Below are 17451 nucleotides of genomic sequence, written 5' to 3' on the forward strand. Positions count from 1 at the left end.
AAGCTTACGCTCTGAGGGAATGTCGTACAAATAACCAAGCAGTAGCATTTTAAAGAATACGATGGGATCTAGGGAGGGACGCCCATTGTTCTCACAGTAATAAGGTTTAACCAGATCAATAATGAAATTAAAATCGATATATTTGTCGATGTTGCGCAAAAGATGATCTTGAGGAACTAATTGCTCCAAGCAGACCAGTTCATACTCTAATTGAGGGTTTGTATCATTTGTAAACAACATAAAATCACCGCTCTCTGGCATATATTATATAGATATTATACCATATTAACGCGGTGATTTGGTGAAATAATGACTTTTTCAACAGTCTGAAAAATGCAGGCTTTAGGGCTCATAGCTCAGGTTTGGAGCCACTTTCGGCTGAATTGATGTACTTTTGCAGCAATTTTGGACACATTAGCCATCGCACGGGGAAAAACCTGCGTTTTCGCAGGCTTTTTGCACTTTTCCATATTGAAGGTAATCTACTCTTGCTCATTGTGCAGAATTGATGCAAATGTGCAGCTTATGGGCATAAAAAACAAGGGATCTCCACCAGAGATCCCATCCCTTGCCTTGTTCAACTCTAGATTTAAGCTTCCTGCGCTACTCCACCTGCCGTGAACTGGCTGTTATATAAGTCGGCGTAGAAGCCGCCTTGAGCTAGTAATTGTTTGTGGTTGCCTTGCTCAATTACCGTACCGTGGTTCATCACCAGAATCAAATCAGCATCCTTAATCGTAGACAGACGATGGGCAATAACAAAGCTTGTTCTGCCCTTCATCAGTTCGTTCATAGCCTGCTGAATCTGAACCTCTGTCCGCGTATCAACACTGCTCGTCGCTTCATCGAGAATGAGGATGGCAGGGTCAGCCAGTATCGCACGGGCAATGGTTAACAACTGCTTCTGACCTTGTGAAATGTTAGAGGCTTCTTCGTTCAGAATCGTATCATAGCCGCTTGGTAGTGTACGAATGAAGTGATCAGCGTGTGCAGTTTTCGCAGCCCGAACAATTTCTTCCTCTGTTGCACCATCACGACCATAAGCTATATTTTCCCGAATCGTACCGTTAAAGAGCCATGTATCCTGCAGCACCATCCCGAACAAACTGCGCAAGTCACCACGTTTCATATCAGTTATATTTACGCCGTCTACGGTAATGGCTCCATCCGTCACCTCATAGAAACGCATCAGAAGATTAATTAATGTTGTCTTCCCTGCTCCTGTCGGCCCCACAATAGCAATGGTCTGACCTGGCGAGACGTTCACGTTCATATCCTGAATGAGCGGCTGATTGGCATCATATCCAAATTTCACATGTTCAAATGCAACATTACCCTTCGCCTCTGTCAGCACAACAGGATTCGCAACCTCAACCTTCTCTTCCTCTTCGTCGAGAATTTCAAAAACACGTTCTGCGGAGGCTACTGTAGATTGAATGATGTTCGCGATATTCGCTGTCTGGGTAATCGGTTGGGTAAACTGTCTAACATATTGAATAAATGCCTGAACATCCCCGATTTCGATACTCTTTTTCGTTACCAGAATACCACCGACAACTGCAACCAAAACATAGCCAATGTTACCAATGAAGCTCATAATCGGCATAATGATACCGGAAATAAACTGCGCTCTCCAGCTGGCATCGTACAATTGGCCGTTAATATCATCGAACTGTTCAAGGGATTGCTGCTCCCGTCCGAATACTTTTACAATTTGATGACCTGTGTACATTTCCTCGACATGTCCGTTTAGCGCCCCCAGCTCTTTTTGCTGACGAACAAACTGTTTTTGCGAACGCTTGGCAATCGAAGTAATCGCGAGCACGCTCACCGGCAAGGTCAATACTGCAATTAGCGTCAAGAGAGGACTAATCGACAGCATCATAGCCAATACGCCAATAATTGTGAGCACGGCGGTAATCAACTGTGTCAAGCTTTGCTGCAAGGTAGAGCTGATATTGTCCACATCATTTGTTACCCGGCTCAATATTTCACCATGGGTTCTTGCATCATAATATTTAAGAGGTAGCCGATTCAGCTTGTCATTAACATCGCGGCGTAAATCAAACACCGTCTTCTGAGCGACGCCTGCCATCAAATACTGTTGGAAGTAGCTAAATACGGCGCTCAAAATATAAAGACCCAGCAAAATCAAAATAATATGCCAAATATATTGAAAATCGATGGATGCCCCGGGAACTCCCTTCGCTTTTGCAACAATTCCCTCAAAAAGCTTGGTTGTCGCCTCCCCCATCACCTTCGGACTAAAAATACTAAACACAGTGCTTATAATGGCCATAAAAAGTACAGATAAAAGCTGGTATTTATGAGGTTTTAAATATTGGATGAGCCGCTTTAAAGTGCCCTTGAAATCTTTCGCCTTCTCTACCACTCTTCCCGCTCCATGCGGCCCCCCGGGAATGCCGGCAGGATGACCCGGGCCACGACCTGGTGATCTCTTCGAATGTGCCTGGCTCATGCGATCTCCTCCTCCGACAATTGTGACAGCACAATTTCTCTATATACGTCGCAGGTTTCCATCAACTCACGATGAGTACCGATACCAGCGATCTCACTTTCATTCATGACGATAATACGATCGGCATCCAGCACGGTACTCACCCGCTGCGCAACGAGAATCACCGTCGATTCCCTGGTCTCCGATTTCAGTGCGGCACGAAGCTTCGCATCCGTCTTGAAATCCAGCGCGGAGAAGCTGTCGTCAAAAATGTATATTTCAGCGCCGCGGACAAGCGCCCGAGCGATCGATAGACGCTGCTTCTGTCCGCCAGAGACGTTATTCCCGCCTTGTGCGATGATCGACTGATAACCATCCTCCATCTCAGCGATGAAATCAGCAGCTTGTGCAATAGTTGCCGCATGCTGCACTTCTTCATCTGTGGCATCCTCTTTACCGTACCGAATATTTTCATTGATCGTCCCTGTGAACAGCACTGCTTTTTGAGGTACATATCCGATTTTGCCGCGCAGGTCCTCTTGCGACAGGTCGCGGACATCGAAGCCGTCAACGAGTACCCGTCCGCTCTCCACATCATAGAAGCGAGGGATCAGGCTGATCAACGTCGATTTACCGGAACCAGTACCGCCAATAATCGCAGTAACCTCGCCTGGCTCGGCGCTGAACGAAATATTCCTGACTGCAGGCTGCTCGGCTCCCGGATAACTGAAGGTCACATTTTGGAATTCCACATAGCCTTTCTTATTACTGGAGGCTTTCGCCGCATTTTCATTGTCTTTTATGACCGGGGTCATATCCAGCACTTCATTAATCCGAACGGCAGAAGCTGAAGCACGGGGAATCATCACAAACATCATCGATACCATAAGCAGCGAGAACATGATCTGCATAGCATATTGCAGAAAGGCCATCAGATCCCCTACCTGCATATGCTCGCCTTCAATCCGCAGACCCCCGTACCAAATGATTGCAACGGAGGACAGGTTCATGACCAGCATCATGATCGGCATCATTAATGCCATTACTTTATTCACTTTGATCGATGTATCGGTTAAATCAAGGTTAGCTTCCGCAAAACGTTTCTTCTCATGATCAATTCTGTTAAATGATCGAATTACTCGAATCCCGGTCAGCCCTTCGCGCATGACCAGATTGAGTCTATCTATCTTTTTCTGAATCGCCTTAAAGAGTGGAATTCCCTTACGAGCAATCAGGAAAATAGCTGCTGCCAGCACTGGAACAATAACAACTAATACAAGGGACAGAGTAGCGTCCTTGGATACCGCCATAATGACCCCGCCAATACACATCATAGGAGCCATAACCATCATGCGCAGAATCATGATCAGCACCTGCTGCATCTGGTTAATGTCGTTTGTTGTTCGAGTAATGAGCGATGCAGTACCTACTTTATCAAACTCCTCCAGTGAGAAATTCGACACATGATTGAACACCTTGCCCCGAAGTGTCTTGCCGAAGCCTGACGCCGCTTTTGCTGAGAAATAGCTTGCAGCTATGGAGCAGACCATACCTAGCAGTGCGATGACCAACATAAACAGACCGACTTTCCAAATGTAAGGCGTATCTCCCTTAACTACCCCGGTATCCACAATGTCAGACATCAATGTCGGCAAATAAAGCTCCGAGAGCGTCTGAAAAAAAACAAGCACCAATACCGCGGCAACGAACAAACGATACGGCTTTAAGAATCGGAAAAGCTTCATCATTTCTCCATCATCTCCAAATTTCTTATCTATTCATTGATTTGCTTCTTTTGTTCTTCCATGTACTGAAATACAAGCTCAAGAAGATCTGCAAGCTGATCGCTTCGTTCATCACCCAAATAATCGTATAATCCTTCAAAACGGTCAGTGTACAGCTTTATCGACTTCCGAGTAAGAGCGTCCCCTTCCTCCGTTAACTTCACACGAACAAGCCTTCGATCCTCCTGATCGTTATAGCGAATAACCAGACCGTTATCCTCAAGACTTCGAACTAAAGGAGTCACTGTCGGAGAGGTCACCCCCATCATGCTGCTGATTTCTGATACAGTAACACCCCGCGAATCTCTGCCGGCTCCTCTTCTAATAAAAAAAAGCACCTTGAGCTCACTCGGCTTATACCCTTCCACAGCCTTATGCCAAGCCGTTTTCTTTAACAAGTTAAATGCACTCATCAGTCTATGGGCTCTATGCTCATTGCCCAAGATCACTACGATCGCCCCCATTTATTTAAATAGTTTAATATTTAATCAACATATTTATTAGCAAACCTAATTATATGACTGCAAAAATACAAAGTCAAATGAAAAGAGCACTTGGGATAATGTATCCCAAGCACTCTTTAATCTCCAGCTTATTGCTGTATTTTCAGATCATTCAAGCTTTTAAATTCGTAGCCCTGCCGTCTTGCTTCATCGATAATCGAGCCGAGCGCAGCTGCATTGTCCTTCGATACAGAATGTAGAAGAATAACGGCCCCGGGATGCAACTGGGCGACCACCTTCTGATAGGCATAGCTGCTGCCCTTCTGGTCGTTCACATCCCAATCCTTGTATGCAAGAGACCAGAACACGTTGGTGTATCCGAGCTCTTTTGTTACCCGAAGCGTTCGATCACTAAAAATACCGCGCGGCGGACGCAAATAAGTCATCATTTCCGTCCCTATAAGCTGAGACGTCGCCTTCTTCACTTTCTCTAATTCTTCCTTAATCTTCACATCCGTGACCGTCGTCATATCGGGATGGCTCCATGAATGATTCCCGACCAAATGTCCCTCCGCAGCCATCCGTTTAACCAGCTCAGGTTGATCCTTTACATAATGCCCCGTAATAAAGAAAATCGCCGGTACTTTCTTCGCCTTTAACGTATCCAGTATTGGCGCTGTGTATCCATTTTCATACCCATTATCAAAGGTCAAAAACAGATCTTTACGCGAGGAATCACCGAGAAAAATAGCGCCATGCTTGTCAACAATCTCTTTAAACCCTTCCTCATTAATGGATGGAAGCTTACCGTTCACGCTTCTTTTGAATCCAAAGTGAAAGGGCGCATCGGCCGAAGCAGCCGCAGGTGTTCTGTTAATGTCAATCGACTTCGCTGATTTTTGTGGGTTTGCTGAGGCTTTATCCGCTGACTGTACTCCATGAGCCAATCCCGATGCGAAGAGAACACTCGCCATCATCACTGAAATCAAGGCAACCTTCATTGGTTCGCTCTCTCCTTCATTTTAATTAGTAGCAATGCTCTCTATAATTTCCTCTTCTTTTGCCGGGAATATGCATTGGAATTACGTTATAGACCTATTTGATTTATGAATGATGAACAGACAGTTCGTTTTGGGCAAAACGTATCCACTCTCGGGTAGCGAACGACAAGTAGCGATCCTCCCGCCAAATGATGCCCAGCTTCCACGGAATAATGGGGTTCATCAAAGGAATAATCCGAACCCGCTTGTCTGTTATTTCCCGGCAAATAGTTTCCGGCAGCAGGGTAATCCCCAAGCCCACAGCTACCATTTCACTGATTAGATCCCATTGTGAGCTCTCATATATGACATGCGGCTGAAAGCCTACTCTGGCACATGCAGCAATGATGCGATCATGCAGTGTAAAGTCCTCGCGAAACAGGACAAAATCATCATGGGATAGCTCTGCCAGTTCAACCTCAGTGCGATCTGCTAGTAAATGAGTCGGATGAACAACCAAATTCAATTTTTCTTCAACAAAAGGAAAGCTCTTAAGTCCCTCCTGTACAGTCGGAAGCACAGCAACCCCAACCTCAAGTGTCCCGTTTGCCACGTCGGATTCCACCTTTTTGGCCCCATCCTCAAACAACTGGATCGTGATGTCTGGATAGAGCTGATGAAATTCCCCGATCACCTTCGGGAAAAAACTTGCACCTACCATTGGAGGCAAGCCGATGCGAATATGTCCCTTTTTCAAATTACGCAGGTCGTCCAGCTCAGCGGTCAAATTCTGAAAGGAAGCTACAATAAGCTGAGCTTGTCCTACGATAATTTCTCCGGCATCGGTCAATTCGATTTTCTTGCCAATTCGGTCAAACAATACAACCCCAAGCTCCTCCTCCATCCCCTTAATGGTTTTACTAATCGTCGGCTGTGTAATAAACAGGGCATCCGCAGCCTTAGTGAAGCTTTTGAGCCTCGCTACTTCAATGAGGTATTGCATTTGTCTAATATCCATAGGATAAAACCCCTTTCTTATCAGAGAGCTTGGATGCTCAATCCATAGCCAAATGGAATGCTATATATTCAGTATATTCATTTTACCTATGAAAACTATTGTTGTAATATTTTCATTATCAATTACAAAGAAAACATGCAGAAAGGAGCACCTTTATATTATGGGAAAGATGAAAACATTAAGTAAAATAGTCTTCCAGGTTGGAGTCATATTCTTCATCTCCCTAGCAATGAATTATATTGCACAGTGGCTCCATCTGCCGATCCCTGGCTCAATTCTTGGCATATTTGTCCTATTTGCATTATTGAAAACAGGCGTAATTAAACTTGATTGGATAGAGCATGGAGCTAACTGGCTGTTAGCTGAACTACTTCTGTTCTTCATCCCGGCGGCTGTGGGAATCATGAAATTTATCCCGATGCTCGAGCATGATGGTGTGCGGATTATGATTGTAGTTATTTGTAGTACACTCATCGTAATGATCAGTTCCGGTCTGATCGCATCAAGAATTTCCAAACGAAAGGAACGGAAGCTATCATGATTGCAGGATTAATTTGTTTAATAGCTACGCTCGTCATATATGGTCTATCCAAAAAACTGTACCGCGTTCATCCAAAAGTATACTTATCACCGCTGCTCATAACACCTCTTATTGTGGTCGCTGTACTTATGTGGGTGAAGATACCTTATGAGACCTACTATTCGGGGGGCAAATGGCTGAGTAATTTACTTCAACCTGCTACTGTCGCATTCGCTGTTCCATTATACAAATACTACGATGTACTCAAAAAGCATGCTGTTGAAATTCTCGTCAGCGTACTGTCCGGTTCTGTAGTGGCGATGTTATCTTCCGCCGTGCTGGCAAAATGGATGCATCTCGATATCACGCTTGTGACCAGCTTGATTCCTAGATCCGTAACGACACCGATTGCTATGAATGTATCGGAAGTGATCGGCGGAATTCCTAATATAACAGCTGTATTCGTTATTATTACCGGCCTCATGGGTGCTATGCTTGGACCTGTGGTGATGAAGATGTTCCATATTGAAAATGAAGTGGCGCGCGGCGTACTGTTTGGCACAAGTGCACACGGAACCGGCACTTCCAAAGCATTTGAGCTTAGCTCACTGACAGGTACGATTTCCAGTATATCGATGATTCTGGCAGCCTTGTTTACATTAGGCGCAGCACCTATGATTCTGTCGCTGCTGATGCATTAATTGAATGTTGGTTCCTCCTAATTTTTAATAGATCTCTCTTGATGGGCTCCACCTTTCGGTGGGGTCTTTTTTTGTGTTCATCAAGTTAACAATTCTCAAATGCTTCAAATACTATCTATTTTTTAATTGTTGTATTTTTCCACATGGTATATGATCATATTATTTGATTCATATACTAATGCATAAAGAGGTGCTATTTTCTTTGCTTTTTAACTCCTACGAATTCATATTTGCTTTTTGGCCGATAACATTTGTAGTCTATTTTTTGTTAAATCGCTTTTGTCCAACTGTTGCCGGAAAGCTATGGCTGGCGGTCGCTTCCCTGTTCTTTTATTCCTGGTGGAGCATTAAGTCATTGCCGCTAATTCTCGCTTCGATCATGTTCAACTATTTTATGGGACGCAGTATTGCGCAAAAGAGATCTCCCCGTGCTCGCAAGCTTTTACTTACTCTAGCGATAACTGGAGATGTGCTCCTGTTAGGATATTATAAATATGCTGACTTCCTTATCACAAATGTAAACTCACTGCTCGCGAGTCAGATTTCGCTGCTCAACCTGGCACTTCCACTCGGAATCAGCTTCTTTACTTTCACGCAAATTGCCTATCTTGTTGATGCTTACCGGGGAAAAGCTAAAGAATACAGCATCATTAACTATGTGCTCTTCGTTACCTTCTATCCTCATCTGATCGCTGGTCCGATTCTGCATCATAAGGAGATGATGCCGCAGTTTGACCGGGCTCGTAGTAAATCTATCATTCCTGGGAACGTAGCCAGAGGATTGTTTGTATTCTGTATCGGTCTCTTTAAAAAGGTAGTTATCGCCGACACGTTAGCTCCAATGGCTACACAAGGTTTTGATATGTCTACTAGTCTGGGCCTGGTCGAGGCATGGATCACCTCATTAGCTTACACTTTGCAGCTGTATTTTGATTTCAGCGGTTACTCTGATATGGCGATCGGTATCGCCCTGCTATTTAATATTAAATTGCCCATTAATTTCAATTCTCCCTATAAGGCTGTCAGTATACAGGATTTCTGGCGGCGTTGGCACATGACTTTGAGTCGTTTCTTGAAGGATTACATTTATATTCCACTTGGGGGCAATCGAAAGGGAGTCTCACGTACATATTTCAATTTGGTGATCACCTTTGTAATCGGAGGTATTTGGCATGGAGCAGGCTGGACCTTTATTGTCTGGGGTCTGCTACACGGAATCGCTCAAGTCATACAGCGTTTGTGGAATAAAACAGGAATCACTCTACCATCGCGGTTCTACTGGTTCATCACATTCCTGTTCATTAATTTCAGTTGGGTCTTCTTCCGTGCGAAAACGTGGGATGATGCGCTTAAAGTGTTGCGCGGGATGTTTGACTTCAGCGAGATTCATGTTTCGATGGATCTGCTCGGGCAAGTATTGTTGATCGTTGCGGCTTTAGCAGTAGCCCTTTTTGCCAACAATTCAATGGAAATGAAAAACAGGTTCGTACCTAATTTAAAATACGCGGCATTTATTGCATTCCTGTTTGTGTTCTCTATTCTGTATTTTAATCAAGTCAGCGAATTCCTTTACTTCACCTTCTAAATCATAGAAAGGGAGATCACTTCTTGAAAAATATTCGTTTTGTAATTAAATTCCTGATTCTAGTCATCCTATTCAGCTCTGTCGTAGGAACATTTGTATATGTCGTTGATCCACTCCAGCAGTACCGGAAGGCTTCCTACAGTCCTTTATTTTCGGGGCAACAGCGGTATCAAAATCCCGGATTAGCCAAAAATTATACTTACGATATGATCATAATCGGCAGCTCCATGACAGAAAATTTTGTTCCTTCCAAGGTTGGGGAGAGTCTTGACGGAAACGTGCTTAAGCTATCGATCGAAGGCTCAACCGCCAAAGAGCAACGCATGATAGCTGACGTCGCCATCAATACCGGACAAGTCAAAAAAGTACTCTGGGGACTGGATTATTTCTCGTTGCGTGAAAATTCTGTAAGAGATGAGGAGTCATTCCCGTTTTACCTGTACGATGGAAACAAATGGAATGATTTCAAGTATATTTTCAACATTTCAAATGTAAAACATGCTTTCGGAACTCTGTTGCTGCCCAAAGATCAATATACCCGTTTCCGTAATCTGGATTTACTTAATAACTGGGACTCCTCCGCACAATACGGACCGGATCAAGTATTTGCCAAATGGAAGGAAGCCAGGTTTGCTGAACAGACTACCTCTGAGAACGAACCTTCGCTTGATGTAGTTAAGCAGCGATTTGAGGATCATATTATCAGTTTGATAAAAGCTCATCCGGAAATAGAGTTTACCTTCTACTATCCGCCTTATTCTATAGTTCGACAGCAGGTCTGGTACAGTCTGAATCCAGCGCGATTCTCTAACCAGCAAGCTATGAAAAAATACATGTTTGAGCAATTCAGCAATTTTAACAACGTGAAGGTGTTCGATTTCCAAAGCGATAGCTCGATTACTTACGATTTAAGCTTGTACAAGGACTTGTCTCACCACTCGGCCGGAGTGAATCAGTCCATCATCGAGGCGATTGCTGCAGATACTCACAGGGTCACTAAAGAAAATGTTGATCTTAATAACAGTCTGTTGGAGCAGCAGGTACAAAGCCTAGTCATCAATGAGAACGGACCTGTATTTTCGTTATCGATCACAATGGATGGACAACCTGTAGCCATGAAGCAGATTACAACCACTTCTAAAGATCAGGTTCGTGTCCCATTAAAAGATTTCGCTATGGCGGCAGGGATTGAGTTTAGTTATGACATACCATCAAAAACGGCAACCCTGACCCGTGAAAATGTACAAGCTATAATAACCGTCGGAGAGAGTGAAGCGCTCGTAAACGGACAACCCACTACGCTTGAAGCGCCGATCCAAATTGTTCAGAATCGTCTGGTCGCTCCCCTGATTGCAGTAACTAGGCTTCTGGATGGGAAAGTAGAAATAACGAACGATCAACATCATTCTTATTTCAAAAATTATGATTTATCTTTTAAATAACAAAGAGGCAGTCCCATTTGCATTGAATGGGATCGCCTCTTTTATTTACTATGCCTCTTAAATCCGGACAGGCTTGCCTGTCCGCGCAGATTCCAATGCTGCCGTAGTAACACGTTGTGTTTTGATCGCATCTGCATAATTTGAATGAATTCCTGATGTATCTCCTGTGCGAAGGGCATGTAAAAATGCTTCTGTCTCAGCAACATAAGCATCATTAGTTACCGAATAAATGCTTTTTACTCCCGCGTTGGTGACCTCTAGCTGCTCAGGCTTCCAGTTTAAAATACCGGCATCAGTATATATGTTCAGCCCAACTTCTCCTACTCCGCCAGGCAAAATACATGTATTCGAAATCGTCGCCACAGCACCGCTGCTCATTTTCATCGTTACAGTTCCAACATCCGCAACACTTACTCCTTCAAACCGCTCGTGCACCACACGATTACTATAAGCCGCATACACCTCTTGCACTTCACCTGCTGTATAACGAAGCAAATCTACAATATGAGTGGTCTGCTCGATAAATTGTCCGCCGGAGCCGTTCTGTTGCCTCCACCAAGGCACCTGCGGCATATCCCCCATCCAAGTGCCTAATACCATTCCGATCGTCTGGCTCTTCAGCAATTCCTTCAATTGCGTTGAGGAGTCTTTATATCTGAAATGATAACCCACAGAATGAATCAGCGGTTTCTGTTCTATTTTTCGTAAAATACTTTCCGGGGTCTCCAAGTCTGTACCTAGCGGTTTTTCTACAAGAAACGGGACACCTCTATCAATCAATACAGATTCAATTTCACCGTGTGACATCGGTGGTACACAAATATAAACAGCATCAAGCTTTACCTCATTCAACATATCATTCACATTTGTAAAAGCTTGTGCACCATAACGAGAAGCAAGACCCTCCGCTTTAACAAGGCTAGTCCCACAAATAGCTGATACAGAAACGCCCTCCTGTACCGCCAAATTATCACCATGCACCTTGCTGAACCAACCTGTACCAATGATTCCAATATTCAAACTCATGGTTGTTGTCCTCCCCACTGGCTTTTTAAACTCATACTATTCAAGCGTATCTCGGACATAATAAAACCGCAACCGAAAAAAATTAGACGTTTTTTAATTCATATTAAGTTGATAAACTTACTAAATAATTATAAAATGTGATTGATCATACTAATATTTAGGAGGTATTGGAGAAGATGAGTGTGAAAGAGACCTTGGATTTAAACAATTTTTATACTGTGCTGGAAGTGAGACATTCCGTTCGTGCTTATGACCCTTCGGTCAAAATATCAAGAGAAGAAATTACAGAGCTATTGGAGATTGCAACCTCTGCGCCATCATCCTCCAATTTGCAGCCTTGGCGTTTTCTCGTCATCGATCAGGATGAATTGAAGAAGAAGCTGCTTCCTATTGCCAACAATCAGCAGCAGGTTGTTGAAGCAGCCGCCATTATTGCAGTGCTTGGAGACCTGAAATCATACGAGCAAGCCGAGGTTATCTATAGCAAAGCAGTAGACGCCGGATATATGTCCAAAGAAACAAAAGCAGGTTTTGTTGAACGACTGAACCAGTTATACGGAAATTTGGGTCCAGAACGTCTGCACCACATTAACCTGCTCGATGGTGGACTTGTGTCGATGCAGCTCATGCTGGCAGCCAAAGCGAAGGGTTATGACACTGTACCAATGGGTGGCTACAATACTGAGAGATTTGTACAAGAGTTTGCCATTCCAAATACCTTAAAGCCTATTGTGCTGATTGCTATTGGTAAAGCCTCCAAGCCCGGACACCCTACTGCCCGTCTTGATGTCAATGAAATCACACACTGGAATTCTATATAAATCATTAGTTGGCTGTGGTAAGGCAAGATATCAGAAAAAACATGTGAAAATGCAGTTTTTTAAAAAGCAGCTATAAAAGGATGAACAAAAGCCTGCAAAAATGCAGGAATATGTTTCAGAATAGACTAGTTTGAAGAGAATCCTTAGAGAATGCCTGCACATTTACAGCAATTTCAGGAATTCCGCATCATGACACTATTACACATGAGATACGGTCATAGAATGCGGCAGGATCAAGCGGTGCAGGGATCGTCTTCCTTGCACCGCTATTTCTAGTTTTGACACTAAACCTACTTTTGGTCAGCCCCTTATTTATATGCTTGGAGTCATTTTACCCCTGAATAATCTGACACCAGCTGTTAAGTTCATCTCAAAATGTCATCAAGTTCATCTAAATAAAGTTTTGTTTATATCTTACATAGATATTACAATAGGGGTTAGGAAAGTCGTGAAAAATAGAACAAACAATATTAGAAAAAGAAAGGTGAGAAACCATGGCCATTACACAACAAACTAGCCCTGAGCTCCAAGAAGCACAGCAGTACGTAAACGAGGTATACGAAACAGTTAAGAAACGCAATCCAGGTGAAAGCGAATTTCATCAAGCTGTTAAAGAAATACTGGACTCCCTCACTCCAGTATTTGCGAAGAACCCTAAATACCGTAACAACGCTATTCTTGAAAGAATCGTAGAGCCAGAAAGATTGATCACTTTCCGTGTACCTTGGGTTGATGATCAAGGAAAAGTACAAGTAAACCGTGGTTTCCGCGTTCAATTCAACAGCGCAATCGGACCTTACAAAGGTGGACTTCGTTTCCATCCATCCGTTAACGCAAGTATCATCAAATTCCTTGGTTTCGAGCAAATCTTCAAAAACTCCTTGACTGGCCAACCCATCGGCGGCGGTAAAGGCGGCTCCGACTTCGACCCTAAAGGTAAATCCGACAACGAAGTGATGAAATTTACACAAAGCTTCATGACTGAATTGTCCAAATATATCGGTCCTGACACAGACGTACCTGCTGGTGACATCGGTGTAGGCGCACGAGAAATCGGCTACATGTTTGGTCAATATAAACGTCTTCGCGGCGGTAACGAAGCAGGCGTTCTGACAGGCAAAGGACTTACTTACGGCGGCAGCTTGACTCGTACTGAAGCTACTGGATACGGTCTAGTATACTTCACTGCTGAAATGCTCAAAACAAAAGGTGAAAGCTTTAATGGTAAAACCGTTGTTGTATCCGGATCTGGTAACGTATCGATCTATGCGATCGAAAAAGCACAAGAGCTCGGCGCTAAAATTGTAGCATGCAGCGATTCCAACGGTTATGTATATGACAAAAACGGTATCAACCTCGCTACTGTAAAACGTCTGAAAGAAGTAGAAAGAAAGCGGATCAAAGAGTACGTAACTGAGCATCCAACTGCTGAATATTTCGAAGGCTGCGAGAACATCTGGAGCATTCCTTGCGATATCGCTCTTCCTTGCGCAACGCAAAACGAAATCAACGAAGCTTCCGCTAAGAAACTCGTTGCGAACGGTGTGAAATTCGTTGCTGAAGGTGCTAACATGCCTTCCACTTTGGAAGCAATCGACGTATACCTGAGCAACAACGTATACTTCGGACCTGCAAAAGCAGCTAACGCTGGTGGCGTTGCTGTATCCGCACTGGAAATGGCACAAAACAGCGCAAGACTGGCATGGACCTTCGAAGAAGTTGATGCTAAATTGCAAACGATCATGAAAAACATCTACAACAACTCTGTGAACGCTGCTGCAGAATACGGTCATGCCGGTAACCTTGTAGTTGGTTCCAACATCGCTGGCTTCCTGAAAGTTGCTGACACTATGGTTGCTCACGGTGTTGTTTAATCAATAATAAACAAAACATAATTGAAGCTTAAGTTAAGAGGCTGCCCATCAAGGTATATTACCTGAAGGGCAGCTTTTTTGTAGAGCGAATGCTTATATTAGTATGGACACCGCAGAAACAAATCACACTACTGAAGTAGTGTTGACTTTTCCACACGACTGTGGTAGTGTGTGAAATATACAAACTACTATAGTAGTGCGAAAGGAAATCCTCCTATGGGTATTAAGCTATTCGATTCTGAGCTAAAGGTTATGGATGTGCTGTGGAATGAAGGTGATACCACTGCAAAGTATATTTCTGATGTAATGAAACAACAAATTGGTTGGAACATGAATACTACTTACACCATTATCAAGAGATGCATAGCAAAGGGTGCTATTGAACGAAGAGAACCTAATTTTATATGCCATGCCCTTATACCCAAAGAACAGGTACAGGAACAAGAGACAACTGAGCTCATTAACAAAGTGTTTGATGGCTCTGCCGACAAATTGTTCGCTAACTTACTTGGAAGAAAAAACTTGTCCACAGATCAAATTGAGAAGCTCAAAAAAATTGTAGATAATTTGGAATGAGGTGAAATCAATGAACCTATGGCAAATGAGTTTTTCAGCTTCAATTATGATTGTAGCTGTGATAATGATCCGAGCATTGGCCATCAACAAACTACCCAAAAAAACTTTTTTGATATTATGGGGCATCGTCCTATGCCGACTTTTCATTCCTTTTTCTTTTCCGTCACAATTTAGTGTATATTCGTTATTTAATACCGTGTACGCCAAAAACGAAGAAGTGAAAACATCATTAACCAATATAATTCCAACCTCAACCATTGTACCTGCATTAGAATTTCCTGCCGCGACAACCGCTTCTGCCCCAAGCTTCTCTCCACTGGAAATAGGCTGGTTTGTCGGTTTCACTCTCTGCTCTCTTTATTTCACCATTGCTTATTTCAGATGCCGTAGAGAGTTTAAAACCTCAATACCTGTTGAACATAATTTTACGAACTCATTTCTTTTCAAACATAAAATTGTTCGCCCCATCCAAATTCGACAACTCAGCACAATTTCAGCTCCACTAACTTACGGTATTTTTCGCCCCGTCATCCTCATGCCCAAAACAACAGATTGGGACGATGAGCAACAGTTACAATTTGTATTTGCCCATGAATACATACATATCCGGCGTTTTGATGCCATTACTAAACTACTATTAACCGCAGCACTTTGTATCCATTGGTATAACCCTTTGGTCTGGTTGATGTATATCTTGTTTAATCGAGATATTGAGCTGTCTTGTGATGAAACAGTGGTTCGGACTTTTGGAGAACAAATGAAGTCCTCCTATGCTCATACACTGATCAGCATGGAAGAAAAGAAAAGCAGGTTTACGCCGTTATGCAATAGCTTTAGCAAAAATGCCATTGAAGAAAGAATTACTGCCATTATGAAAATAAAAAAAACCTCAATCGCTGCGATCATCATGGCCGCTATTTTGACGACGGGTGTTGCAATAACGCTTGCCACCACAGCAGCAGAGAAAAGCACTTCGCTAACTGCTTTGCCCGCTACATCTTTTACAAATGAAGATTATGATAAGCTTCTGGCTCTTCGTATGGACGGTTATGAAAAATTATCTGTAGCTGAATTTAGAAACCGGGCGTGGAAAATAATTGATAACCCGGATACCCTTGCGTTATTAGAACGAATGCTGCAGGATACGGAGCTTCAAAAAATACGTTATACCAATGAAATGGCTTCCTTTTTGTTCAACACCTTGAATCCCATCATAGCCGAGAACTGGGAGCAGCAGCATTTTCCGTATTATGCTCAAAGCAAAAATGCAACCTTGGAGTATGAAATCACCCGCAGAATCGTAGATAAAGATCAGCTTACCGTTGGTGAACATGAACAAGCCATTAAGGGGATGGTTAATGGTCTGCAACGATTTATTGATGGAGAAAGTGATGCAGCACTGCAGGATAAAGCAACCATGCAAATTAGAATACAACAAGAAATAACAAGGTTATCGAAGCAATTCAACAGCAGCTCCTTGTTACTAAAAGTGGATTACAATTATAGAGAGCCCGACCCATCAGCTAAAATTAATCTTCCAGAAATTAAACCTGCTAACAGCATGGCTTCAAAGGATGATTATAATCTGCTTCTTTCTCTACAAACGGACAACTGGGCGAACATGTCGGTTGAGGCTTTTGCAAAGCAGATGTGGTTGGCTTACAACAACGATGAAGAACGATATTCTTTAGCCTTTGAACGGGTTGGTGAGGACCTGTTGTCTGAAAGCTACCCCCCATTAAGTAACGAGGAGCTTGCATTTATTACGATTACATTAGCAGCATCAAATAGTGAAAACCGTGCTGAACACCAAAAGCAGTTCACTGGTGAAATTTCGAACCCTTATTTGCGCTGCTATGCACACAAGATTAAGGAAAGAGATATAGGCGGAAATTCATTAATCGAGTTTGCTGCAACTGCTGATTATGAACTTACCTACTCTATAAAGAAGCCTGACCAATTAACGCTAAAAGAACGCGATCGTAATTTGTCCGGAGTAATAAACGGAATACAAACATTTTTTGATCGTACAATGGACGATGATCTCGTGAATGGACGGCCTGAATTAGAGGCAGAAATTGACCGTTTAACAAAACAATATAGTAACAGCCTAATACAAATTCGTGTGGAAAATTTAAATTATCTAGTTCAGGACGAGAGAAATTTAGAGATATTCCAAAAGCAGTGACTACTTTCTTCATAACAAAAAGCCATCTCATTGAT

Annotated in this window: 15 protein-coding genes; 8 read left to right on the plus strand and 7 right to left on the minus strand. The window is 43.0% G+C overall.

Annotated features, from left to right (window positions below; all coding sequences use genetic code 11):
• From BLS49_RS12210 to cidR, 6 genes are all read right to left on the minus strand, one after another.
• On the minus strand, positions 1–240 hold a 240-nt coding region (locus tag BLS49_RS12210; protein ID WP_175471397.1), incomplete at its 3' end, for a transposase.
• A 349-nt stretch (positions 241–589) separates the two neighbouring features.
• Positions 590–2479 (minus strand): ABC transporter ATP-binding protein, encoded by a 1890-nt coding sequence (locus tag BLS49_RS12215; protein ID WP_091230491.1) that lies wholly within the window; start codon positions 2477–2479, stop codon positions 590–592.
• Positions 2476–4206, minus strand: coding sequence for an ABC transporter ATP-binding protein (locus BLS49_RS12220; protein ID WP_091230493.1), 1731 nt, complete (start codon positions 4204–4206; stop codon positions 2476–2478). Before BLS49_RS12220 ends, BLS49_RS12215 begins: the two co-directional genes overlap by 4 nt.
• A gap of 26 nt (positions 4207–4232) precedes the next feature.
• Positions 4233–4691 (minus strand): MarR family winged helix-turn-helix transcriptional regulator, encoded by a 459-nt coding sequence (locus BLS49_RS12225; RefSeq protein ID WP_245742365.1) that lies wholly within the window; start codon positions 4689–4691, stop codon positions 4233–4235.
• Between the two features lie 143 nt (positions 4692–4834).
• Complete coding sequence (pdaA, locus tag BLS49_RS12230) at positions 4835–5686, minus strand: delta-lactam-biosynthetic de-N-acetylase (RefSeq protein WP_245742366.1); 852 nt, start codon at positions 5684–5686, stop codon at positions 4835–4837.
• Positions 5687–5789: 103 nt separating this feature from the next.
• Positions 5790–6683 carry a cidABC operon transcriptional activator CidR gene (cidR, locus tag BLS49_RS12235; RefSeq protein ID WP_091230498.1) on the minus strand — a complete coding sequence of 298 codons (894 nt, stop codon included), beginning with the start codon at positions 6681–6683 and terminating at the stop codon, positions 5790–5792.
• Positions 6684–6852: 169 nt separating this feature from the next.
• Between cidR and BLS49_RS12240 the strand changes: the two genes are divergently transcribed.
• The 4 genes from BLS49_RS12240 (at position 6853) to BLS49_RS12255 (ending at position 10931) form a co-directional block, all read left to right on the plus strand.
• A complete protein-coding gene (locus BLS49_RS12240) occupies positions 6853–7224 on the plus strand; it encodes a CidA/LrgA family protein (protein ID WP_091230775.1) in 372 nt (123 codons plus the stop codon).
• Entirely contained in the window at positions 7224–7904 is a 681-nt protein-coding gene (locus tag BLS49_RS12245) for a CidB/LrgB family autolysis modulator (RefSeq protein WP_376769580.1), read from the plus strand. Before BLS49_RS12240 ends, BLS49_RS12245 begins: the two co-directional genes overlap by 1 nt.
• Before the next feature lie 202 nt (positions 7905–8106).
• On the plus strand, positions 8107–9489 hold the full coding sequence (locus BLS49_RS12250) for an MBOAT family O-acyltransferase (RefSeq protein ID WP_091230503.1): 1383 nt from the start codon (positions 8107–8109) through the stop codon (positions 9487–9489).
• A gap of 23 nt (positions 9490–9512) precedes the next feature.
• Positions 9513–10931, plus strand: a complete 1419-nt coding sequence (locus BLS49_RS12255; protein WP_091230505.1) for a copper amine oxidase N-terminal domain-containing protein — start codon at positions 9513–9515, stop codon at positions 10929–10931.
• 57 nt (positions 10932–10988) lie between these two features.
• Here the strand turns inward: BLS49_RS12255 and BLS49_RS12260 are convergent, their stop codons facing one another.
• On the minus strand, positions 10989–11957 hold the full coding sequence (locus BLS49_RS12260) for a Gfo/Idh/MocA family protein (protein ID WP_091230508.1): 969 nt from the start codon (positions 11955–11957) through the stop codon (positions 10989–10991).
• A gap of 176 nt (positions 11958–12133) precedes the next feature.
• On the opposite strand from BLS49_RS12260, the gene BLS49_RS12265 reads away from it, so the two are divergent.
• From BLS49_RS12265 to BLS49_RS12280, 4 genes are all read left to right on the plus strand, one after another.
• On the plus strand, positions 12134–12778 hold the full coding sequence (locus tag BLS49_RS12265) for a nitroreductase family protein (RefSeq protein WP_091230510.1): 645 nt from the start codon (positions 12134–12136) through the stop codon (positions 12776–12778).
• A gap of 494 nt (positions 12779–13272) precedes the next feature.
• The gene (gdhA, locus tag BLS49_RS12270; protein WP_091230513.1) at positions 13273–14652 is read left to right on the plus strand and encodes an NADP-specific glutamate dehydrogenase; all 1380 of its coding nucleotides are present in this window, start codon (positions 13273–13275) and stop codon (positions 14650–14652) included.
• Between the two features lie 216 nt (positions 14653–14868).
• Complete coding sequence (locus tag BLS49_RS12275) at positions 14869–15228, plus strand: BlaI/MecI/CopY family transcriptional regulator (protein ID WP_091230516.1); 360 nt, start codon at positions 14869–14871, stop codon at positions 15226–15228.
• Positions 15229–15238: 10 nt separating this feature from the next.
• Complete coding sequence (locus BLS49_RS12280; RefSeq protein WP_091230518.1) at positions 15239–17416, plus strand: M56 family metallopeptidase; 2178 nt, start codon at positions 15239–15241, stop codon at positions 17414–17416.
• Positions 17417–17451: the final 35 nt, after the last annotated feature.

The sequence above is a fragment of the Fontibacillus panacisegetis genome, from assembly GCF_900102215.1.
Taxonomy (GTDB): domain Bacteria; phylum Bacillota; class Bacilli; order Paenibacillales; family Paenibacillaceae; genus Fontibacillus; species Fontibacillus panacisegetis.